The 22,823-nt window shown below is 64.6% G+C and carries 19 protein-coding genes and 1 pseudogene; 9 read left to right on the top strand and 11 right to left on the bottom strand.

Annotation, left to right across the window (positions count from 1 at the left end; translation table 11 throughout):
* Positions 1-63 precede the first annotated feature (63 nt).
* A complete protein-coding gene (locus tag ABQU90_RS15110) occupies positions 64-621 on the top strand; it encodes a fasciclin domain-containing protein (RefSeq protein WP_055847877.1) in 558 nt (185 codons plus the stop codon).
* Positions 622-921: 300 nt separating this feature from the next.
* Here ABQU90_RS15110 and ABQU90_RS15105 read toward each other — a convergent pair whose 3' ends face one another.
* The 4 genes from ABQU90_RS15105 to ABQU90_RS15090 form a co-directional block, all read right to left on the bottom strand.
* A complete protein-coding gene (locus ABQU90_RS15105; protein ID WP_323522514.1) occupies positions 922-2,361 on the bottom strand; it encodes a UdgX family uracil-DNA binding protein in 1,440 nt (479 codons plus the stop codon).
* A gap of 332 nt (positions 2,362-2,693) precedes the next feature.
* A complete protein-coding gene (locus ABQU90_RS15100; protein WP_323522515.1) occupies positions 2,694-3,938 on the bottom strand; it encodes a putative DNA modification/repair radical SAM protein in 1,245 nt (414 codons plus the stop codon).
* A gap of 360 nt (positions 3,939-4,298) precedes the next feature.
* Positions 4,299-5,105, bottom strand: coding sequence for a DODA-type extradiol aromatic ring-opening family dioxygenase (locus ABQU90_RS15095; RefSeq protein WP_323522516.1), 807 nt, complete (start codon positions 5,103-5,105; stop codon positions 4,299-4,301).
* A 40-nt stretch (positions 5,106-5,145) separates the two neighbouring features.
* Positions 5,146-5,556: a DoxX family protein gene (locus ABQU90_RS15090; RefSeq protein WP_323522517.1), complete on the bottom strand. Its 411-nt coding sequence runs from the start codon at positions 5,554-5,556 to the stop codon at positions 5,146-5,148.
* A 106-nt stretch (positions 5,557-5,662) separates the two neighbouring features.
* On the opposite strand from ABQU90_RS15090, the gene ABQU90_RS15085 reads away from it, so the two are divergent.
* The 5 genes from ABQU90_RS15085 to ABQU90_RS15065 all read left to right on the top strand — a co-directional run bounded on the left by ABQU90_RS15085 (position 5,663) and on the right by ABQU90_RS15065 (position 12,208).
* Complete coding sequence (locus ABQU90_RS15085; protein WP_323522518.1) at positions 5,663-6,559, top strand: LysR family transcriptional regulator; 897 nt, start codon at positions 5,663-5,665, stop codon at positions 6,557-6,559.
* A gap of 317 nt (positions 6,560-6,876) precedes the next feature.
* Positions 6,877-7,446 (top strand): flavodoxin family protein, encoded by a 570-nt coding sequence (locus ABQU90_RS15080; RefSeq protein ID WP_323522519.1) that lies wholly within the window; start codon positions 6,877-6,879, stop codon positions 7,444-7,446.
* Positions 7,447-8,074: 628 nt separating this feature from the next.
* A complete protein-coding gene (locus ABQU90_RS15075) occupies positions 8,075-9,070 on the top strand; it encodes an aldo/keto reductase (RefSeq protein WP_323522520.1) in 996 nt (331 codons plus the stop codon).
* Positions 9,071-9,293: 223 nt separating this feature from the next.
* Positions 9,294-9,989, top strand: coding sequence for a glycosyltransferase (locus ABQU90_RS15070; RefSeq protein ID WP_323522521.1), 696 nt, complete (start codon positions 9,294-9,296; stop codon positions 9,987-9,989).
* Between the two features lie 149 nt (positions 9,990-10,138).
* On the top strand, positions 10,139-12,208 hold the full coding sequence (locus ABQU90_RS15065; RefSeq protein ID WP_323522625.1) for a M13 family metallopeptidase: 2,070 nt from the start codon (positions 10,139-10,141) through the stop codon (positions 12,206-12,208).
* Between the two features lie 614 nt (positions 12,209-12,822).
* Here ABQU90_RS15065 and ABQU90_RS15060 read toward each other — a convergent pair.
* Positions 12,823-13,743, bottom strand: a complete 921-nt coding sequence (locus ABQU90_RS15060; protein WP_323522522.1) for an oxygenase MpaB family protein — start codon at positions 13,741-13,743, stop codon at positions 12,823-12,825.
* A 545-nt stretch (positions 13,744-14,288) separates the two neighbouring features.
* Here ABQU90_RS15060 and ABQU90_RS15055 point away from each other — a divergent pair.
* Positions 14,289-14,978: pseudogene (locus ABQU90_RS15055) on the top strand (hypothetical protein).
* Positions 14,979-15,181: 203 nt separating this feature from the next.
* Here the strand turns inward: ABQU90_RS15055 and ABQU90_RS15050 are convergent.
* The 5 genes from ABQU90_RS15050 to ABQU90_RS15030 all read right to left on the bottom strand — a co-directional run bounded on the left by ABQU90_RS15050 (position 15,182) and on the right by ABQU90_RS15030 (position 19,779).
* Complete coding sequence (locus tag ABQU90_RS15050) at positions 15,182-15,472, bottom strand: DUF7684 family protein (RefSeq protein ID WP_115513997.1); 291 nt, start codon at positions 15,470-15,472, stop codon at positions 15,182-15,184.
* Positions 15,473-15,501: 29 nt separating this feature from the next.
* Positions 15,502-17,097, bottom strand: coding sequence for an APC family permease (locus tag ABQU90_RS15045; protein WP_055847846.1), 1,596 nt, complete (start codon positions 17,095-17,097; stop codon positions 15,502-15,504).
* 187 nt (positions 17,098-17,284) lie between these two features.
* Complete coding sequence (locus tag ABQU90_RS15040) at positions 17,285-17,668, bottom strand: hypothetical protein (RefSeq protein WP_323522523.1); 384 nt, start codon at positions 17,666-17,668, stop codon at positions 17,285-17,287.
* 45 nt (positions 17,669-17,713) lie between these two features.
* On the bottom strand, positions 17,714-18,490 hold the full coding sequence (locus ABQU90_RS15035; protein WP_323522524.1) for a LytR/AlgR family response regulator transcription factor: 777 nt from the start codon (positions 18,488-18,490) through the stop codon (positions 17,714-17,716).
* The gene (locus ABQU90_RS15030) at positions 18,487-19,779 is read right to left on the bottom strand and encodes a sensor histidine kinase (RefSeq protein ID WP_323522525.1); all 1,293 of its coding nucleotides are present in this window, start codon (positions 19,777-19,779) and stop codon (positions 18,487-18,489) included. Before ABQU90_RS15030 ends, ABQU90_RS15035 begins: the two co-directional genes overlap by 4 nt.
* Before the next feature lie 336 nt (positions 19,780-20,115).
* Here ABQU90_RS15030 and ABQU90_RS15025 point away from each other — a divergent pair, with 336 nt between their 5' ends.
* Positions 20,116-21,324, top strand: a complete 1,209-nt coding sequence (locus tag ABQU90_RS15025) for an FAD-dependent oxidoreductase (RefSeq protein ID WP_323522526.1) — start codon at positions 20,116-20,118, stop codon at positions 21,322-21,324.
* 44 nt (positions 21,325-21,368) lie between these two features.
* Here ABQU90_RS15025 and ABQU90_RS15020 read toward each other — a convergent pair whose 3' ends face one another.
* Positions 21,369-21,563, bottom strand: coding sequence for a hypothetical protein (locus ABQU90_RS15020; RefSeq protein WP_115514003.1), 195 nt, complete (start codon positions 21,561-21,563; stop codon positions 21,369-21,371).
* 508 nt (positions 21,564-22,071) lie between these two features.
* Between ABQU90_RS15020 and ABQU90_RS15015 the strand changes: the two genes are divergently transcribed.
* Positions 22,072-22,578, top strand: coding sequence for a YciE/YciF ferroxidase family protein (locus ABQU90_RS15015; protein WP_323522527.1), 507 nt, complete (start codon positions 22,072-22,074; stop codon positions 22,576-22,578).
* The last annotated feature ends 245 nt before the right edge of the window (positions 22,579-22,823 follow it).

The following is a 22,823-nucleotide window of genomic DNA, read 5'->3' as shown; positions in this document are numbered from 1 at the left end:
GGCCGCGTATCAAGATCCACGATTGCCATCCAGGTAATCGCTCACCCAAAGGATCGATGCCTCATGAAGACCTCATTCCAGTCGCTTGCCATTGCCACCGCTATTGCCCTCACCAGCGCGATGGCTCCCGCTTACGCTGCGTCCAATCCGATGGTGGGTGGCGCGCCGATGCTGGCGACCAAGGACATCGTCGACAACGCGGTCAACTCCAAGGATCACACCACCCTGGTGGCAGCCGTCAAAGCGGCTGGCCTGGTCGACACCCTGAAGGGCCCGGGCCCGTTCACCGTCTTCGCACCGACCAATGCCGCGTTTGCCGCATTGCCGGCCGGCACGGTAGACACGCTGCTGAAGCCCGAATCCAAGCCGATGCTGACCAAGGTGCTCACCTACCACGTGGTGCCGGGCAAGGTGGACGCGGCCTCGTTGATCGCCAAAATCAAGGCTGGTGGCGGTAGCGCCACGCTGACCACCGTGCAGGGCGAGCCGCTGACCGCAAAGCTCAATGGCAAGAAAGTCACACTCACCGACGCCAAGGGCAACACCGCCACCGTCACCATTGCCGACGTCAACCAGAGCAATGGCGTGATCCATGTGATCGACAAGGTGCTGATGCCGTAACTGCAGGCACGTCGCTGGCGCATGCCCGTATCTCCCACCGACGCGAACGGATCGAATGTTCGTCGGTGGGTACGCAGCGTTGCATGCGCTAGTGCGTGATTGCATGGCATCGATGGGCAGTCGTTGTGGGTACGACCTGGTCGTATCCATTGGCTCATCGAGACACAGATTGATGCGCGTTCATGTGCAACCCGCGCGACCCAACCGCGAAGCGGCGGTAACGAGGTCGCCGGCATGCCGGCGACCTCACTTGGTGTCTTGTTCTCCGACACCATGCGCGTGCATTTGCACGCGCTTTTTTTATGCCTTGGCCAGATCGCTTGCCGCACTCGGCGGCGCCAACAATAGCCGCAGATCCTCCACAAAGCCGCGATAACCTTCCTCGCGCGCCGCCTCCGAGCCTTGCCGCAGCACCCAGGACGGATGCACCGTCGCCAGTACCGGCGTGCCGTCGTCCAGCCGTTGCCACTGCCCACGCTGCTGCATCAAACGAAAGCCCGGCCCCAAGATTGCCTGGGCGGCGGTCGCTCCCAGACAGACGATGCGTGCCGGCCGCAGCTGCGCGCGCTCGGCCTGCAGCCAGCCACTGCATGCCTGCACATGCGCACGCTCCGGATTGCGATGCAGGCGCCGCTTGCCGCGTTGTTCGAAACGAAAATGCTTGACCGCATTAGTGACGTAGAAGGCCTGGCGATCCACGCCCAGTTCGCCGAGCGCCATGGTGAACAGACGCCCGGACGGGCCCACGAACGGACGCCCGCTGAGATCCTCTTCGTCGCCGGGTTGTTCACCGATGACCATCACCGATGCATCGTCCGGCCCTTCGCCGAACACCGTTTGCGTCGCCGGTTGCCACAGCTCGCAGCGGCGACAGTCGCGCGCGGCCGTACGTAACTGCGCCAGACTTTGCGTTGCAACTTCCACGGCGGGCGCGGGCGCCGCTGGCACGCGCCGCCGCACCGGCTCGGGCGCACGCTCGGCCATCTCGCGTACGCGCACACCCGCCTCGCGGATCAACTCCGGCAACAGCGCCGCTTCGGGCAGGTTTTTCCAGTATTTCTGCGGCATTTCCTGCCGCATCATGGTGGGGTTGAGCCGCGCAGGATTGAAGATGTGCGCGTAGTACGTGCGCCACAAGGTTTCCTGCGCGTCGTCGGCCGGCACCTGCGACCGTACCGCCGCATCGCCAAACGACAACGCCTCCCCATCCCAGCGCACGCTGCGGTATGGCGTGAGGATCGCCCACTGCATGCCGGCAAACCGCCGCGCGAAGAACGGCGCCACCCGATCCACGATGCAGTGCTCGGGTTCGAACCAGGCCACGAAATCTTCCTCTTCTCCAGGCAACCGCCGAAAGCGCACGAATGCCTTCATCTTGTGCGTATCGCGCTGCACCGCCTTTTGCCATTGTCGAAGCCGGTGTACATCCACATCGGTGGCGCGCTCCAGCAGCGCCTTCTCGCCAGAAGCGATTCGCCACAACAACCGGTACAGCACCGCGTGCCGCTGTGGATCGCGATGACACAACACCGATGCAGCCAGCTGCATGAAGTCCGCCGACACCCGCGGCGGCGGCACGGTCAGCGGCAACTCCAGCAACCCCTGCCCCATCAACAGCCCACCCTGTGCTCCACCGTTCCATGCCACATCGTCCGGTTCTACCTGCGCACACCACCCGGCCCGCGCCAACGCACGCCACGCCTCGAAACTCCACGGTGGTTCGACCTCAGCGCTGAACATTACGTACACCTGACCTCAAGATTTCCGCTCCGGCTGTCGCTTCGTCGCCGGAACTCTGGTTGTGTCTTGCATCTTTACTGCTGCTTTTTTGCAGGGGTATCGCTGCTATCGCTTTGTCGCTCCCGCGCAGGATCGCATCGGGCGATGGCGGTTTTGGTGACGTTTGCCAAGACACATCACCCGCGCCGCAAGGCACCCAAACGCTTGGAGCAGGGATTCGGCGACCGAAGTTGGAGATTCGTGGCAGCCATCAAGAACGTCCAGCTCATACCTGCGGGCGCACCCTCATCCGCCCTTCGGGCAGCTTCTCCCGATGGGAGAAGGCAGGAGCATCAATCGAACAAACTTGCCTGCCGCGGTGCGGGCGCCAGCTGCGCACGTAACCGCGCCGGATCGTCCAGCCGCTGGCGCGGATGATGGTCCAGCACACTCACAAACGGCAGCAGCTTCTTCATCGGCACCCGCAACCGCGCCAGATCGCCCACCCGCAACCGTGCATGCCGGCGCGACAACAGCAGCCGCTCCACATTGCGGGTGCCCAGCCCCGGAACCCGCAACAACATCTCACGCGGCGCCACATTCAGATCCACCGGAAACCGCTCTGGGTTACGCAGCGCCCAGGCCAGCTTGGGGTCCACATCCAGGTCCAGCATGCCGCTGGATTGTGCAGGCGCGATTTCCTCTACCGAAAATTCATAGAACCGCAGCAACCAATCGGCCTGATACAGCCGATGCTCGCGCTGCAACGGCGGCGCCTGCAACGGCAGCTTGGACGATGCATCCGGGATCGGGCTGAAGGCCGAGTAATACACCCGCCGCATGCGGTAATTTCCGTACAAGTTATGGCTGGCGTCCAAAATGGCGCGGTCGTTGGCATCGTCGGCGCCAACGATCATCTGCGTGCTCTGGCCTGCCGGCGCAAAGCGCGGCGGCTTGGCCCGGCGCACTTTTTCGGCCTTGCGCTCCAGCTGGTTTTCTTCGATGCGCCAACGTAGCTCGCCCATCGCCGAGCGAATGCCGCCAACGCTTTTTTCCGGCGCCAGCAAGGTCAGGCCCTGCTCGGTCGGCAACTCCACATTGATGCTCAGACGGTCCGCATAGCGGCCAGCCGCAGCCAGCAGCTCGGGCGCGGCGTCGGGAATGGTTTTGAGATGGATGTAGCCGGCAAAACGATGCACCTCGCGCAACTGCCGCGCCACTTCCACCAGCTGTTCCATGGTGTAGTCGGAGTTGCGGATGATGCCGCTGGACAGGAACAGGCCTTCGATGTAGTTGCGCTTGTAGAAGTCCAGCGTCAGCGTGACCACTTCTTCCGGCGTGAAGCGCGCGCGGCGCACATTGCTGGACACGCGATTGACGCAGTACGCGCAGTCGAAGATGCAGAAGTTGGTCAGCAATATCTTCAGCAGCGACACGCAGCGGCCATCGGGCGTGTACGAGTGGCAGATGCCCATGCCCTCGGTACTGCCGATCCCGCCGGTACCGAGCGAATTGCGCTTGTTCGCCCCACTGGAGGCGCACGAGGCATCGTATTTGGCGGCGTCGGCGAGGACGGCGAGCTTGTCGAGGATTTTCACGCGGGCAGCATGCAGCGAGGGCGTCTCAGCCTATGAGACTGCACCGCAGCAGATCGTGAATGCTTCAGAGCGCTGCGGGGCAGCGGTGATGCCACAACACTGCGGTGTTGTGGTGATGCCTCACCGCTGCTGTGTTGTGGTCATGCCTCAGCACTGAGGTGTTGTGGTGATGCCCCAACACTGCTGTGCGGCGGTGATGTCGTCAGCGCTGCGGCACCGCCGAATGCCCTTATCGGTAAGGCGTTGCATTCATGCACTCGACGCTGCGGCACGGCAGTCACGCCGTTACCGCCGTGCGCCAAAGGGCCGCCATGACTGCTCCAGTGCCGCCGCGGCAGCGGCACTGCCTTCACAACCCGATCAAGCGGCAATCGCGGCATCGCCGTCGAAGCGATATAGATCCATCGCCAGAAAGCCCAGATCGATCCCGGCATCGATCCGCTGCGCGCCCAGTTGGTCGCCACCGGCTGCACCCATCGCGACATAGAGCGGCAACAGGTGCTCGTCGCTGGGATGCGCGCGCTCGGCGTACGGCGCCTGTCGGCGATAGTCGAGCAGCGCGGGGATGTCGTTTTCCAGCAGTTTGCGCTCGGTCCATTCGATGAAGGGGCGCACATATGGCGCCTCGCGCTCAACGCTATACCCGTGGCGAAAATCGTGCAGGTTGTGGGTGATGCTGCCCGAGCCGATCACCAGCACGCCGTCGTCGCGCAGCGGCGCCAGCGCGCGCCCCACCGCAAACTGGTGGGCAGGGCCGAGTTCGGGCTGGATCGACACCGACACCACCGGGATGTCGGCCGCCGGGTACAGCAAGCGCAGCGGCACCCACACGCCGTGATCGAAGCCGCGTTGCGGGTCCAGCTGCGGATGCAGGCCGGCCTGTTCCAGGCGGCGGGTGATCTGCTGCGCCAGCGCAGGCTCCCCGGGGGCGGGGTACTCCAACTCGTATAACGGTGCAGGAAAACCGCCGAAGTCGTGAATAGTCGCCGGCCGCGCAGCACCGCTGACCAGCGGGCGACGGCCCAGCCAGTGCGCCGTGGCGACGACGATCGCACGCGGCCGTGGCAGCAGCTGCCGCAGCTCTTCCAGACGCAGCCCGACCTGGCCAGGCTGCAACGCCGTCATCGGCGATCCATGCGAGATGTACAACGATGGCATGCGGGTCATGCGTGACTCCTTGAAATGACAGTCTTCAAAATGACAGGCTTCAGCGCGCCGGCTTCAGCGCAAGCGCGCCATCGCCCAGCAGCGACTGCACGATCAGTAACACCGCCCACAGCGCCGGATATTCCCAACCGCCGCCCGGGTTTGAGAAACCGAACCCGTTGGCGCCATGCACGCTGACGATGGTGCCCAGCAGCAGCGGCACGCCCAGCAGCGCCACCCAGCGCGCGTAAAGGCCCAACAGCAACGCCAGGCCGAGGCCGAGTTCCAGCGCCATGCTGAGGTAGGCCAGCGCGGCGGGCAGGCCGAGCGACTGGAAGTAGCCCACGGTGCCGGCCAGGGTGAACACCAACAGCTTGGTCAGACCATGCACCAGGAACAGGGCGCCCAGGCTGATACGCAGCAGCGCCGCGCCGTAGGCAGCAGTCCCAGGTCGTGCGAGGTGGGTGGACATGACGGGCACTCCGTTGAGGATCCACACAGCCTATTACTTACTAAAATCTGATAAATACATCGGATTCGGATAATTTATTGCAACCAAAGAAACAATCGGAACGTCCATGGATACCCTCGATGCGATGCGTGTGTTCACCGCGGTGGCCGAACGCAGCGGCTTCAGCGCCGCCGCCGATGCGCTGGACCGTTCCACCGCCAACGTCACCCGCCAGGTCGCCGCGCTTGAACAACGCCTGGGCACACGCCTGCTCAACCGCACCACGCGCCGGGTCAGCCTGACTAGCGCCGGCACGGCGTACTACCAGCGTTGCCTGCAGTTGCTGGCCGATCTGGACGACCTGGAAGCCACCATCGGCGCGCAGGCGCTGGAGCCGTCCGGTGTGCTGCGAGTCAATGCGCCGGTGAGCTACGGGATCGAGCGCCTGGGCGCGCTGCTGCCCGGCTTTCGTGCACGCTACCCGCAGGTGGAGCTGGACCTGTCGCTGACCGATCGTCTGGTCGATATGGTCGAAGAAGGCTTCGATGTGGCCATCCGCATCACCCGCCAGCCGGCGCCGATGCTGATCGCGCGGCAACTGGGCAAGGTCCGGCTGCTGCCCTGCGCAGCGCCGGCGTATCTGGCGCGCGCCGGCACGCCGAAGCACCCGTCCGACCTGGCCAGCCATGAATGTCTGCTGTACCAATACTCGCCCAGCGGCGACGAGCTGCGCTTCCATGGCCCGGACGGCGATGTCGATGTACGCATCCACGGCGGGCTGCGCGCCAACAACGGCCACGTGCTCAATGCGGCCGCGCTGGCCGGCCAGGGCATCGTGATGCAGCCGGACTTCCTGGCCGATGCGCATATCGCCAGCGGTCGACTGCTGCGCATCCTGCCCGACTACCAACTCGGCGAGATCGGCATCTTTGCGGTGTACGCCAGCCGCAGCCATCTGGCGCCGAAGGTGCGCAGCTTCATCGACTACCTGCTCGAATGCCTGGCCGAGCCGGCGGCCGGCTAAGCGCGGTCGGCAACACGCGTCAGCTATCGTCGGTTGGTGTGGCAGTGTGGCAGCGCGCCTGGCACACGCCGCACCTAGCGCCGGCTGCTGGCTAAAGCGGCCGGCAACACGCATCAGCAATCCTACGTTGGTGTGGATGTCGGGCTCAGAACCGGAATATGTGAGCACAGAACGCCGGCTGCGCCGGTCCGGTGGCGGTGTAGTGGTTGTATTGGCCGCCCCAAGCGGCCGCGGCAACAGTTCGTCCCGCACGTGGTCATTCATCTGTCGCGGCTGGTGTGCGCACAATCGGCCTCCCTCATTCAGCAGGAGCGTCCATGAGCAAGATCGTCATCGTGTATTTCAGCGGCTACGGCCACACCGTCAAGCAGGCCGAAGCCGTGCATGCAGGGGCCGCCAGTGTCGGCGAGGCCACGCTGTACCGCATCGACCAAGACGGCAAACTGCCCGACGACGCCTGGGAGGCGATCGGCGCAGCCGACGCGATCATCTACGGCAGCCCCACCTACATGGGCGGGCCGGCCTGGCAGTTCAAGAGGTTTGCCGACGACAGCTCCAAGCCGTGGTTTGCGCAGGCATGGAAGGACAAGGTCGCCGCCGGCTTCACTAACTCGGCCTCGGTGAACGGCGACAAGTACGCCACCATCCAGTATTTCTGGACCCTGTCGCAGCAGCACGGGCAGGTCTGGGTCGGCACCGGTCTGCCGCCGTCCAACACCAAGGCGCACGGGCCGCAGGACATCAACTGGACCGCCGGTTGGGGCGGCGCGCTGGCAATCTCGCCCTCGGACGCATCGCCGGACGAAGCCCCGCGCAGCGGCGATCTGGAAACCGCAAAGCTGCTCGGCAAGCGCGTCGCCGAGTTCGCCAACAAGCTCAAAGACTGAGGCCACCACCGCAGCGCCCGCGCGTCTGGGCCGGCTTGAGGCGGCCCGATACGCGCGGGCGTTGGTTTGTTTGACGATGCGGTTGCAGGCGTGGCGCCGAGAGCAGGCGTGCAGCTTGGCCGATGTCGTTGGCATTGACTGCGTTGTGTGACCGCGCTGGCGGCTCGCTGGGGCTGCGCGCACTGCACTCAGTGATGCCTAAATCGCGTGGCAATACTAGATCGCGCCTTGCGTCGACGACAGCATGATGTTCTGCAACATCGCGCGTGCTGTGTTCGACATCAGGCCAGAGTGCCGATGGCGGCGTCGGCAACACGTCGCGCGCAATGGGCGATACGGCAAGCGCAACGAGACGCAGACGCTGTGTGTCGCCACAGGTCATCGAATGCCGCAGCAAAAGTTGTTCACTATGCGACGCTGCCTTGTAATCAGTGCCCTCAACAACTGGACTCTCGCTGAGCGCATCCGCCGTTAAACCGTGGAAACCGCACGTCGCTGCAATTCCCAAGCAAAAAGGCATCGCCACCCCCACTCACCAGCCTCAAGCATTCGCGAGTGGGCTACATCGCGCTAACGCACGCCGCGCCACTCTCCCCGCCTACCTCGCTGCACGGAGCTTCCCCCCACCATGCAAACCCGCACACTTGGCCGGTCCGGCCCCACCGTTTCCGCACTCGGCCTCGGCTGCATGGGTATGAGCGCGTTCTATGGCGACCGGAGCGATGAGGCCACCTCGATCGCGGTAATCCATCGCGCGCTCGACCGCGGCATCAGTCTGCTCGACACCGCCGACATGTATGGCCCGCACACCAATGAAGTGCTGGTGGGCAAGGCGATCGCATCCCGCCGGCACGAAGTGTTTCTGGCCACCAAATTCGGCATCAAGCTCGACCCCAACGACCCGTCGGTGCGCGGCATCGATGGCAGCCCGTCCTACGTGCAGTCCGCCTGCGAGGCCAGCCTGCGCCGTCTTGGCGTGGAGCACATCGATCTGTACTACCAGCACCGCGTGGATCCCAACGTGCCGATCGAAGACACCGTCGGGGCGATGGCGCGTCTGGTCGAACAGGGCAAGGTGCGCTTTCTCGGGCTGTCGGAAGCGGCCGCAGCCACCATCCGCCGCGCACATGCCGTGCACCCGATCACTGCGGTGCAGACCGAATACTCGCTGTGGTCGCGCGAGCCGGAAGACAACGGCGTGTTCGCCACCGTGCGCGAGCTCGGCATCGGCTTCGTGCCGTACTCGCCGCTGGGCCGCGGTTTTCTCACCGGCGCGTTCTCATCGCCCGACGACTTCGACGCGGATGATTACCGCCGGCATTCGCCGCGTTTTCAGGGCGACAACTTCACCCGCAATTTGCAGTTGGTGGAGCAGGTCAAGGCGATCGCCACCGACAAGGGCATCACACCCGGGCAACTGGCACTGGCCTGGGTGCTGGCGCAGGGCCAGGACCTGATCCCGATCCCCGGCACCAAGCGTCAGGCATATCTGGACGAGAACATCGCCGCGCTGGAGGTGGCACTGATGCCCGACGAACTGGCGCGCATCGATGCGATTTTCCCGGCGCAGGCTGCGGCCGGCACGCGTTATCCCGAAGCGATGATGGGCGCGGTCAACCGCTGAGCCATGATCGCGAAACCGCAGCAATCGCTGCGGTTTCGCGCTGGACTGCTGAAAGCGTCTGTGCACAGCGCCGGCACGAAGAAACACAGGCGGCAGACATGCGTGCCTCGCCCTGACGGCCACGTCCGGCTGAGCACGGTGTGGCTGTGCCGATCGCATGTACTCACGCCATCGCACCACCGCTGCTTGCACACTCGGCGCATCATCGCTCACACCACGTCCCATGCTGTCCTTCGTGATTCCCGCGCATAACGAGGCTGCACTGATCGGCGAAACGCTGCAGTGCCTGCATGCCTGCGCACAGGCGATGCAGCTGGACTACGAAGCGATTGTGGTGGCCGATGCTTGCGAGGACGACACCGCACGCATTGCGCGCGACAACGGTGCAAAAGTGCTGGAGGTCGAGCTGCGGCATATTGCTGCCACCCGCAATGCGGGCGCGCAGGCCGCACAAGGCGAGCGCCTGCTGTTTCTGGATGCCGATACCTTGATCAACCCGCAGGTGGTCGGCGCCGCACTGGCCGCGCTGGAGGCCGGCGCGGTGGGCGGCGGTGCGCAGGTGCATCTGCAGGGCGACCGGGTGTGGTTCGAACGTGCAGCGCAGGCTGCGTTCGGCTGGTTCTTTCGCGTTTCCGGCATCGCGCCCGGCTGCTTTCTGTTCTGCACGCGCGTGGCCTTCGTCAGCGCGGGCGGCTTCGATACGCGCTACTACGCCGGCGAAGATGTGGCCTTGAGCCGTGCGCTGGCACGCTGCGGGCGCTTTGTGATCCTGCGCCAGACCGTGCACACCTCCGACCGCAAGCTGCGCAGTTTTTCCAAGCGCGAGCACCTGGGCTTGCTGCTGCGTTTCCTGTGGCGCGGGCGCCGCATGCTGCAGACCCGCGACGCGCTGGGTTTTTGGTATCAGCGACGGCGCTGAACCGAGCGTGTCCACAACGCGCCAGGATGCATAGGCGCCTGCCCTCAAATCGGGACGTGGCACCGCATGCCACTTACACTGCGGTCCTCGTTCCTGTTTCCGAGTTACGCCGCATGGCTTCTTTGCACCGCCCTGTCCTGATCGCTGCCATGGCTGCTGCGGCATTGACCACTGCAGCCTGTCACCGCGATGGCGCGGCGCCAGCGGCCGACACCCGCACCACGCCCGCCCCCAGCACGCCCAAGCTCGGTGATTTCGGCTTCGATATGGCAGGCATGGATCGCAGCGTGGCGCCGGGCAACGATTTCTTCAGCTACGCCAGCGGCAACTGGGTCAAGACCACGCAGATTCCCGACGACCGCTCCAGCTTGAACAGCTTCGTCAGCATCGCCATCGACACCGAGCGGCACAGCCGCGACATCATCGAAGGCGCTGCCGCCAACGACCGCGTCACCGGTGAGGACAAGCAGATCGGCGACTATTACGCCGCCTATATGGACGAAGCCAGCATCGAGACAAAGGGCGTGCGGCCGGTGCAGCCGGAGCTCGACGCCATCGCGCAGCTGGAAGACAAGCAGGCGCTGGCACGCACCCTGGGTGGGCAGCTACGCGCCGATGTGGACCTGCTCAACTCAACGAATTTCTACACCGACCGTCTGTTCGGCCTGTGGGTCTCGCAGGATCTGCACAACCCCGGCCGCTACGCGCCGTACTTGGTGCAAGGCGGCCTGGGCATGCCCGAGCGCAGTTTCTACCTGGACGGCGGGCGCATGGCGCGGCTGCGCGATGCCTACCGCGCCCACATCGTCAAGCTGCTGGAACTGGCCGGCATCGACGATGCTCCGGCCAAGGCCGAGCGCATCCTGGCCCTGGAAGTCGCAATCGCGCGCGTGCACGCCACGCCCGAGCAGACCAACAACGTGCAGGCGGGCGCAAATGCCTGGAAACAGTCCGATTTCGCGCGGAACGCTCCCGGCCTGGACTGGCCGCTGTTCTTCGATGCCGCCGGTCTGAAGGCGCAGCAGGACTTCATCGTGTGGCAGCCGCAAGCCGTGCGCGGCTTGTCGGCGCTGGTGCAGTCCGAGCCGCTGCAGACCTGGAAGGACTATCTGCGTTTTCGTGCACTGGATCGTGCGTCACCGTATCTGTCCAAGGCGTTTGCCGATGAGCAGTTTGCGTTCTACGGCACCACCCTGGAAGACACGCCGCAACAACGCCAACGCTGGAAGCGTGGGATCGATGCCACCAACGCCGCATTGGGCGAAGCGGTCGGCAAGCGCTACGTGCAGAAGTACGTCAGTGCGCAAACCAAGACCCGCGTCGAAGAGATGGTCAAGAACCTGATCGCTGCATTCGGCAAGCGCATCGATGCGCTGGAGTGGATGACGCCGGAGACCAAACAGCACGCCAAGGCCAAGATTGCCGGATTGACCGTGGCGGTGGGCTACCCGGACAGCTGGCGCGACTACAGCGCACTCGACGTGCGTCGCGACGATGCGCTGGGCAACGTGGAACGCGCCGGCCTGTTCGAGTATCGCCGCAACATCGCCAAGCTGGGCAAGGCGGTCGATCATCGCGAGTGGTACATGCTGCCGCAGGAGGTCAACGCGTTGAATGTGCCGCTGGAAAATCGCCTGCTCTTCCCGGCCGCGATTCTGCAACCGCCGTTCTTCGACCCGGCCGCCGACGATGCGGTGAACTACGGCGCGATCGGCGCGGTGATCGGGCATGAGATCAGCCATAGCTTCGACAACACGGGCGCACTGTTCGACGAGCACGGCGAGCTGCATAACTGGTGGACGCCGCAGGATCTGAAGAAATTCGAGACCGCCGGCAATGCGCTGGCCGCGCAGTTCGGCGCGTACAAGCCGTTCGACGATCTGGCGGTCAACGGCAAGCTGACGCTGGGCGAAAACATCGCCGACGTTGCCGGCCTGGCCACCGCGTACGACGCCTACCAGTTGTCGCTGCAGGGCAAGCAGCCGCAAACCATCGATGGCTTCAGCCCGGATCAGCGCTTCTTCCTTGGCTTTGCGCAAGCCTGGCGCGGCAAGTACCGCGACGCCGCACTACGCAATGCCGTGCTGACCGATGTGCACGCACCCGGACGCTTCCGCGCGCAGACCGTGCGCAATCTGGATGCGTGGTACCCGGCTTTCGATGTGACGCAGGATCAACAGCTGTATCTAGCGCCCGAGCAGCGGGTCAAGATCTGGTAAGTGCTGGCGTTGGTCGTGAAGCGACGATGTAAACGCGACTGTCGGCGTGCCTGCCATCATCGGACAGTCATCCTGCTCACTCGGCCATCGCTCGCAGCGGAGTCTGTGCAGTAGGTTGCAGTGTCGGCCTGATGTCGGCCCGACATGCCTGGCGCTGTGGCCCCACGCGCGCCATTTCCTCACCCAAACGCATCTCTCGTGGGGAGAGGGTCTTGGCTGCTGATTGCTCTTTACTGGCGTTGTCGCTCCACGCGCGCTATTGCCTCACCCAAACGCATCTCTCGGGGGAGAGGGTCTTGGCTGCCGATTGCTCTTTACATGCAGGTCAATCACCGCGAGAGAGGACGTTGCAGGCCGCTCGCTCAGGCATACCGCAGGTCAAATCGCTGCGTGAGACAAACTTGGTGCCGGATGCGCAGGCACATCGCAGGTCATTCACTGCAGGATTGATCGGTTATTAAAGCCTTGCGAGAAGACGCCGCAGACAAGCCCCTCTCCCACCGGGAGAGGGGTTGGGGTGAGGGTCGGTAGTCGCGGCGATGTAACCGCACCCGCAGTACCATGCAGCACTAAACCAGCACGCAAGCCACACACACATCCCACCTGCCAAACCGCTACTCAGGCCACTGCAGCAACGTCGCCGGTTCCAACTGCATGCGCCGGCAGGCACGTGCCGATAAGCCGTCGCGCAACGCGGTGCGGAACAACGGCGACAGACTACGCAGCAGGCGGGCGGATGCGCGTGCCTGTGCGCGCTGGGTGGTGGTGCGGCCCAGCATGTCGCTGGCCCAGACCGGCAATAACGCAGTGCCGGCACCGAGGAACACGCCGCGCGACAGCCCTGCCGCAGGCACCGGCAGCTGGATGCTGGTGAGGATGTCGAGCACCTCGCGCGAGCGTGCGTCCATGCGCAGCTCGCCGCGCACCGACGCAAAATACGCCTCCACCGCGGCCTCGCTGGCGGGCACGTCGGTAGCGCCGAGGGCTTCGGCAACGTGTCGCGCTTCGTCGTAATAGCGGTCGGCAATGGCACTCGGCACATCACGGCAATAGCGCCGGCAGCCCTGCAGAAATCCGTAGGCTTCGGTGACATGCACCCAGGTCAGCAGTGCAGGGTCGTTGGCTTCGTACGGCACCCCGTCGGCGGTGTGGCCGCGGATATGCGAATGGATACGCCGCACGCGCGCGATCAGCTGCTCGGCTTCGGCCTGCGGCGCGTAGGTCGTGCCGGCGACGAAGTTAGTGGTGCGCCGCAGCCGACCGACCAGATCGGCGCGGAAGTTGGAGTGGTCGTAGACCCCGGCCAGCGCGCGCGGGTGCAACAGTTGCAGCATCAATGCGCACAACCCGCCGGACAACATGCCGGGAAATTCGGAGTGCACGCGCCAGGTGACGCTGTCGGGCCCGAAAATGCCGGGATCGCCGAGCGGCTGATCGTATTCGATGGTGCTCTGGCCACGCGGAAACGCGCCCAGCACCCAGCGGCGGATCTGTTCGGCGGCGGGGGCAGTGAGGGTACGCAGGACGGCTGACATGCCGCCATGATACGGATGCGCTTGCATGATCACGTCAGTGCGCGGCTACCCTGCCACAGCTGCCTCATCCACCGGTCAGCCACAGCGACGCGCCGTCGTTCTTGTTTAGCCGGCTGCGTGGGCGCAGCGCCCGCGCTTGGAGCGACCATCACCTAATAGCGCAGTCGTCAGGTGGACGCGGACGGCACGGGCGCGCCGTCCGCTTCCGCAGGGCAGTGCCGGTGACGAGCACCGGCCGCGCCCACGCCGAGGCCGCGCCGTCGTTTTGGTAGCCGCGCTCGCCTACCCCCGCCGACGCACCCCAATCCCTAGCCTGCAAATCCCCAACCTGCCCAAGCCGGTGACGCGCGGTATCGCCGCAGTAGCAAGTGTGCAGTGCAACAAGAGTGGCGATGCAATGCGCGCGCGATGCCATGGCATTGCAGACAAACCGCCTGAATTCAGCGTTTTGTGCGCAAGTGCGCAACTTTGCGCGGCCACAGGTTCGCCGCAGGCATTGCCATGCACAGCGAAAGTGCTAGAACTAGAGCTGTCCGACCTCTGTCATGCATCGCAAGGCGCGTCGGTCGCTCCAGGGCACCGGCAACCGCCGATGCAGCAAGTCGTTCGTACCAGTCATCCGTTAGGAGCTTGTCATGATCGCTTTGTTTCAGGGTTTAGGCCTGCTATTGCAGGACAACGCACTCCATCGACGCTCCTTCGACGAGCAGGTCGTCTACTGGCGCGACAAGACCGACACGCAGCTCGACGAAGAGCTCGATCTGCTCAAGGTGGCCAAAAAACAATGGGTGATCGCCTCGATCATCGGCTGGCAGGCGATTTCGCTGGTGCTGCTCGGCGTGATCACGCATCAGCTGTGGCAGAACGACTACCACCTGACCTTCAGCCGCGTGGTGATCATCTTTACCTCGTGGGCGTCGATCCTGTTCATCATGTGGTACATCGCCGATCTGTTCGATCACAGCGCCGGTTTCGAGCGGTGGTTGCGCGCCTTCAACAGCCGCGCGCGGGTGGCGCCGGACGCAGACTCGGTCGAGTGCGTTGCCGACGCGCTGGACATGACGCGTCGCTACCCGGAAGTGCTGCACTACAAGCAGGAAGTGACCTCCAAGCGCGAACTGCGCCACGAGGACATCGTCAACATGCGTGAGATGGGCCGCCTGCGTCGCTACACCGAATTGCTGCGCGACCTGGACCGTTTCGATGGCGCGCCACGGCTGGTGGCCAACGCCTGAAGCATTGCGCACAGATCGCAGACCAGAACGCGCGATTGAACTGCAAGACGGCCGAAGGAATTCCATCGGCCGTCTTGCATTTGAACACCGACCAGTGCCCTGATCCTGACGCACGCCAGGTCCTTCGAGTCGCTGTGTCATGGCCCTAATGCGCCTTTGAAGCAAGAGTTGCACGACGCGGTGGCGCCAGCATGTTCGAACGACTAGAACTCAATCACACGAACCGGGCCTGCAAACTCATCGGACAGTAGCTGCGCCAAGGACACAGCATCCTCCAGAGACTCGTCCGGGCCATGCGCCGCTGTGAGCATGAAGTACGGTGCCGAACCATCTCCCACGCACAAGTCATCGATCAGGTCCTCGATGCGGTCGGCATCGACGCCGACCACACCGACGTAGTTGACACCTTCAGCGATCCAGTCGGCGACCAGAGCGGCTAGCCCTGGCCGTTCGCCGTGCAGTGAATGCAGGACGATCTTGCGTGGATTCCGCATTGCGCTTCAGGCCAGGTGCGCAGCCCCACTCAAGCCCGCGCCACCGCCTGCTCCACCGACGGGGTGCGCCAGCCGCTGCGGACGCCCCAGATGTAGAACACCACGCCGACTGCGGCGACCACCGCCAGGTCGGTACCGTAGCTGAGGTAGCCATGGCCGCCGAAATCGCTGCTGCCGGCCCAGGACAGCAGCGCAATGATCGGCAGGTAGCAGATCATCCAGGCCGCGCCCTTGAGATTGCGGCGCAGATCCGGCCAGCCCTGCTTGGCCTGGTAGTAGCAGTACACCGGCAGCGCCACGACCATCAGCAGGATGATCTCGCCGGTCAGCGGCCAGCGCGCCCAGTACAGCAGTTCGGTCGCCATCACGAACGCGACGCCGGCCAGCACCGGCAAGGCGGCGATGCGCAGCGGGCGATGCAGTTCCGGCGCGTGGCGACGCAGCGCCATCGCACTGATCGGCCCGGTGAGATAGGAAATGATCGTCGCCACCGAGATCACCGCCGCCAGCGTGCCCCAGCCGCGGAAGAAAAACAGGAACACGAACGACACCGCCAGGTTGAAGAACATCGCCATGCGCGGCACGCCCCACACCGGGTGCAGCTTGCCCAGCGCGGCCGGCATGGTGCCGTTCTTTTCCATGCCGTAGACCATGCGCGCGGTGGTGGCGGTGTAGGTGATGCCGGTGCCGCTGGGGCTGACGAACGCATCGATGTACAGCAGCATCGCCAGCCAATGCAGGTTGACGATGATGGCCAGCTCGGCGAACGGCGAGCGGAAATCGATGCCGTGCCAGCCGGCCTTGGCCAGCAGATCCGGCGGCACCGCGCCGATATAGGCCACCTGCAGGATCACGTAGACCACCGTGGCCAGCGCGATCGAGCCAAGCACCGCGAAGGGAATGCTGCGGCCCGGATTACGTGCCTCGCCGGCCAGATTCACCGGGCTCTGGAAGCCGTTGAAGCTGAAGACGATGCCGGCGGTGGCCACCGCAGTGAGCACTGCCGCCAGGTCGATCACATGGGCATCGCCATGGATGCCGACGCTGAAGTTTTCGCTGTGAAAGCCGCTGGCGATCAAGGCCACGCCGGTCGCCGCCGGCACCACCAGCTTGAACACGGTGATCAAGGTGTTGGAGCGCGCAAACAGCTTGACGCTCCAGAAATTGAGGAAGAAATACACCAGCACCAGCACCGCCGAAATCAGCAGCCCGGGTACCGACAACTCGCCAGCCCCGCCAGGTGCCTGCACATACAGACCCTGCGCCCAGGCCCACGGCCAGGAAGCCATGTACTGCACCGAGGCTTCGGCTTCGACCGGGATGACCGAGACGATCGCGATCCAGTTCGCCCAGCCGGCGATGAAGCCCACCAACGAGCCGTGCGAGTAATGGCTGTAACGCACCATGCCGCCGGATTCGGGGAACATCGCGCCCAGTTCGGCGTAGGACAGCGCGATGGTGGTGATGATCGCCGCGCCCAGAATCCAGGCCCAGACAGCGCCCGGACCGGCCAGCCCAGCCGCGCGCCAGGCGCCGAACAACCAGCCGGAACCAATGATCGAGCCCAGCCCGGTGAGCATGAGCGCAAAAGGGCCGACGTCGCGGCGCAACGAATGTTCGGACATGAAAAGCCTGACAGTGAGGGCGCCGCAAACCGGCAACAAGCCGACAATGATCGCAGAAGCGGCCGCTTGTCGTCAGTGCGTATTCAGGCTCTGCGCGACACCGCGATGCGACGACGCGCGCATCTGTGCGCCCGTCGCAGTTGTTGCTTGCACTACGCACCACCGCCGTGCTGCCACGTGCTGCGGCTTACCCGTGGCACTCGGCAGCAGGCACGTTGCGGTCAACGCAGGTGTGGGCTGCCGCCGGAAGACCGCGCAGCGCGCGGACCTGACCGGGCAGCAGCGCAAAGCTGTCCAGTGTCTTGCGCGCACACACCGGCGCCGGCGTGCCGCCGCTGGCCGTGGCGGCGGTGGTGGCAGTCGGGCACTGCTCTTCATAGATCAGGTAATGGCACTGGCCACTGCTGCTGGCCAGGCAATGCACATTGGTCTCGGCCTCGGTGACCAAAGTCTTGCTGAAAAGCACGTCGCGGCCATCGCTGGTGGCGCGGGTGATCGAAGTGGTGCCGTTGCGTTCGTGGCAGCCGGCCAGGGCGAGCAGGCAATACACCAGGGAGGCGATCAGGCGCATGGAAGCAGTCCTTTCTTGTCGATGCGGTATGGGGGAGACGGGGGATTACATGCCGCGGAACAGGGTCATGAACGGCTGGCTGACGGTGAGCGTTTCGCTGCGCCCGCGCAGGGCCAGCCGGCCCTTGCCGGTGTCGTCGCGCACTACCGAGGCCACCGCCTTCATGTTGACGATGGTGGAGCGGTGGATCTGCTTGAACACCTGCGGGTCGAGCACATCGAGCAACTCGCGCAGCGGGGTGCGCAGCAGCGCCTCAGCGCCGGCCGTCATCACCGTGGTGTATTTCTGATCGGCCTGGAAATACGCCACCTCATCCAGTGCGATCAAACGCGTCTCGCGGCCGCTGGTGGCAGTGAGCCAGGCCAGTGGTGGCGCGACGCCGGGCGCTACCGGGCGTGCAGAGAGACGCTGCAAGAGCGCTTCCAGCAAGCTGCCGTCCGGCTGCCCGGCGGCGGCGCGTTGCTGCACGCGTTGCCAGGTGGCCTGCAGACGTTCGCGGTTGATCGGCTTGAGCAGGTAGTCCACCGCACCGTGTTCGAACGCATCGATGGCGTACTGATCGTAGGCGGTGACGAACACCACCTGCGTGCGCGGGCTGACCTCGCGCATCGCGCGTGCCACCTCGATGCCGGTGAGGCCGGGCATGCGGATATCCAGAAACACCACATCCGGCTGCTGAGTGGCGATGGTCTCCAGCGCGCTGGCGCCGTCTTCGCATTCGCCAACCACCTGCAGTTGCGGGCACACCTCGGCCAGCAGCGCGAGCAAGGACTGCCGCAGCAGCGCTTCGTCTTCGGCAATCACCGCACGTAGCGCGCTCACGCCTGCACCTGCTCGGTGGTGGCGGCGTCAGGCAGCGGCGGCGGGCGCGTTGCGGCCGGTTGCGCTGGCAAGGGCAGCGTGAGCGTGGCCGCCACACCGCTGGGGAAATTGGACACGATGGCGAAGCTCGCCTTGCCGGCGTAGATCAATTGAAGCCGCTCGCGCAGATTCTTCAGCCCGATGCCGGTGCCGTGGCTATGGGTGTTGAACCCCTGGCCGTCGTCGGCCACGGTCAGCGTTGCCTGGTGGTCGTCCAGGCAGCGCGCCAGGATCCACACGGTGCCACCGCCGGGCTTGGGCTCCAGCCCGTGCTTGATGGCGTTTTCCACCAGCGTCTGCAACATCATCGACGGCACCTGCAGGCCGCGCAGCTCGTACGGCACTTCCACCTGCAGCGCCAGCCGCGCGCCCATGCGGATACGCAGGATTTCCAGATACGCCTGGGTGCGTTCGAGTTCTTCGCCCAATGTGGAAGTTGCATCGTCCGCGCTGGGCAGCGAGCGGCGCAGGTACTGGATCAAGTGGCCGATCATGATGTCCGCGCGCGGCGGATCGGTGCGCGCCAATACCTGGGCGCTGGCCAGCGTGTTGTAGAGAAAGTGCGGCTCCACCTGCGCATGCAGCAGGTTCAAGCGCGCCACGGCCAGTTCCTTTTCCATCACCGATTGCTCGGCGGCGGCCTGCTCGTCGCGACGCTGCTCGCCGACCCGGCGCACCACCGCGCGATTCATCGCTTCGGCGTTCTCGAAGTTGCTGCCTTCGTCCACTGCAAACAGGTCCACCCAGGCGCCGGCATCGGGCTCGCACAACACGGTGACGCTGCTGGTGCCCTGCCCTGGCGCAATCGTCACCAGCACCTGGTTGTGGGTAATGGCAAAGCGCGCAAACAGATTCCAGCGCGAAGGCTTGCGGCCTGCGTATGGGTCGAAGCGGCGGATCTTGGCACGGATCAGCAGGCTGCCCGGCGCGCATTCGACATCCTGCACGCGAGGCAGCGCACGCACTGCCTCTTCCACCACCGCAAAGCTGGCCTGTGCCTCCAGCGGCACTTCGATCTGGCGGCGCTGACGCGTAGACAAGGTGTCGTGGTCCAACCGTCCGGCGATCAGGCGGACGCGCCGCACATGGGTAATCGCGCTCATCAACGCCAGCGTCAACAGCACCATGCAGATCAGGCCGAAGAACGCGCCGGTAGAGCCGAACAGCTGCGCCCACATGCTGCCCGCCACCACCAGCGCGGCAGCCCAGGCGAACACGATACGCACGATCAGAAAGACGCTGGCAGACACGGTAGGGACTCGTCGGAGATGGGACGGGAGCGAGCATAGCCGGCACGTGCCGCTGCGAAAGCCCCGGGCGACGAATGGCCGTCAGCGCCACCTCAAGTACCGGGATCGCAGGACGAAACCCGACCTGGCCGGTCGGCAGACCAAGGCCTGCGCGGTATGCTCGACACACGCAAGCAACAGACCGCTTGCCTGGTTGCCGTAAGGCATGCGGCCTAGCACGCTGTCGTGCCAGGTCGGCGTGCGTTGCCATCGGGTGGCCCCGCTGTGTTGCTGAGGGACGCCGGCGCGTCTTACATCGCAGTCGGCCGACCACCCACACCACCGCGCAGGAGTCGCATGCACCGCCGTCATTTTCTGCACAGCGCAGGCCTTGCGCTTGCGGCCGCTTCGACCGGCAGTTGGGCTGCCACCGGCAAGGCGGCCATTGCGCCGTCCACACCGTTGCCGCCGCCCGATGCATTGCCGATTCCCTTCGCTGCCGCGCCTGCACTGACGCCGATGCGCGCATCGGTCGATCGCATCATCGCCATCGACGGCTGCACACGGCCGTTCCGTGCGCAGGGCCCGCGCATCGAGGCAGAACGCATCGGACGCAAGACCGTGGTGCACAACTACGGGCACGGCGGCAGTGGTTGGTCGTTGTCGTGGGGCGCAGCCGAACACACATTGCGACTGGTGCGCGCGGCCGATGCAAACGTGCGCGAGCTGGCAGTGATCGGCTGTGGCGCGATTGGGCTGACCACGGCGGTGGCAGCGCAACGCGCCGGCCTACGCGTGCGCATTTATGCCCGCGAGCGGCTGCCGGACGTGCGCTCGTTCTATGCCACCGGCGTGTGGTCGCCGGATTCGCGCGTCTGCACCAGCGAGCACGCCACAGCCGATTTCAAGACGCGCTGGGAAGAGATGGCGCGGATCTCGTTTCGCCGATATCAGACCCTGCTCGGCTTACCCGGCGAGCCGATCGAATGGCGCGATGGCTATGCCTTGTCGGATGTGCCGTTCGATCAACCGGTCACCTCGGCCGAGGCGCACGAACCAGACTACCCGCCACTGGAGCGCACGCTGCTGCACGACCTTGGCCCGCGCTCGCAAGCACTGACTGCCGGCAGCCACCCGTTCCCGGTACCGTTCGTGCGGCGCTACAGCCAGCTGACTTTCAACATCAGCGCATATGCGCGGCTGTTGCTGCAGGATTTTCTGCAGGCGGGCGGCGAGCTTTACACACGCAGCTTCGACGATCCGCGTCAGTTTGCCGACCTGCGCGAAAAAATCGTGATCAACGCCACCGGCTACGGCGCGCGTGCACTGCTGGGCGACAACAGCGTGATTCCGGTGCGTGGGCAGACCGCACGCCTGATCCCGCAACCGGAGGTCACCTACGGTCTGGTCTGGCGCGGCCACAATCTCAATGTGGTGCCGCGTCGCGACGGGCTGCTGGTACAAGCGCAGGGCGCCAACGACTTCAATAATGCCGATGCAACTCCCGACCGTGCCGCAACCGAAGCAGCAGTGCGCACGCTGGCGCAGTTGTTTCCGACGACCTGAGCCAAGCGGGTCATCGCGGTGCTATGCACGGCGCCTTGAGCACATCACCCATCGCCGAGTGAGGCATTCAAGGCGATGGCCAGTGCGGCATCGCCATTGACCAGCGCGTCCCAGCGCAAGTGCACGCCCTTGCGTTTTCCTTTCTCGACCAGCTTCAACCCGTCGGGGTCGATGATCAACGTATACGCCTGGTCGCCGATCTGCAGTTCGCGACGTAACGGTTTATCCAGCGGAGTCATAGGACATCTCGTGCAGGCGTGTGAACAGCGTTGTAGCGCATCCGTCTATGTCGCATGCACACATGCCACCGACATGCATGCCATCGCCGATATATTGCCTGCGCATGGCCTTTCGCTATTTCAGTAAGACGGCATCTGTAGTAACGCCGCGTCGCATCTGTACAGCCCGATGCAGGCGGCAGCGATGCACGCACGCTCACGCAGAAACATCTGCCAGCCAGCTTGCCGTGCTCTAACGCGCGCCTACGTGAGCGATGCGTGCACGCACTCGTTACGGCACAGGCCGCCATCGCATCGGGATCACCGTTTCCACCAATCGCGCTAACACTCGCAAGACTAGCTTAGCGATCACGCGATACGGCCTGAGGCCAGACGCTTTGGCCGACTTACTAATCACGTATCAGAAAACCATCGTGCTCGCGTTTGTCGAACGCGAGCAACCAAAAAGCGTTACCGCCAGGCGGCGAGCGCGATATTTCAAACCTCTGAACAACAACGGGAGCCACCCATGGCGATCAAGACGATCGAAGAACTTTTTATCCACGAGCTGTCGGACATCTATAGTGCCGAAAAGCAACTCACCAAATCGCTACCGCGTTTGGCACGTGCTGCGACCGAGCCGAAATTGAAAGCCGCGTTCGAAACCCATCTGGAAGAAACCCAGGGTCAGATCGAACGCATTGACCAGGTGGTCGACGTGCTGGGCATCAAGCTCAAGCGCATCAAGTGCGCGGCGATGGAAGGCCTGGTGGAAGAAAGCCGCGAGGTAATCGATGAAATCGAAGCCGGCCCAGTGCGCGACGCCGCGCTGATCGGTGGCGCACAGAAGGTGGAGCATTACGAAATCGCTTCGTACGGCACCATTGCGGCAATGGCCAAGCAACTCGGCTACAGCGATGCGCTACCGCTGCTGCTTGCCACACTGGAAGAAGAAAAGGCCACCGACGAAAAGCTGACCCTGCTTGCCGAACAAGGCGGCAACCAGAAAGCAGCCAGGACCATCAAGGCGGCCTGATCAACCATTCGGGGCGGCGCTATTGGCAGGGGCGGCGCTGTGGATCGAGGAAAGCGCCGTACCGCCAGTGGAATCGGCACGCGCTCGGTACCACGGCACGCGCGCCCTTCAGCGCGCATGCCGTGGCCGGGTTCGCCACTTGGCGGCTTAGCACAGTTACGGTGCGGATCGTTCGGCATCCATCGCTCCTCAGTTTGGCGATAGAAACTCTTTGCTGGACGATTCAATCATTTGGTCGGCGTCAC

Source organism: Xanthomonas sp. WHRI 10207, from assembly GCF_040202975.1.
Taxonomy (GTDB): Bacteria; Pseudomonadota; Gammaproteobacteria; order Xanthomonadales; family Xanthomonadaceae; genus Xanthomonas.
The sequence above is the reverse complement of the archived record's forward strand: the minus strand, read 5'-3'. Positions and strand labels throughout refer to the sequence as shown.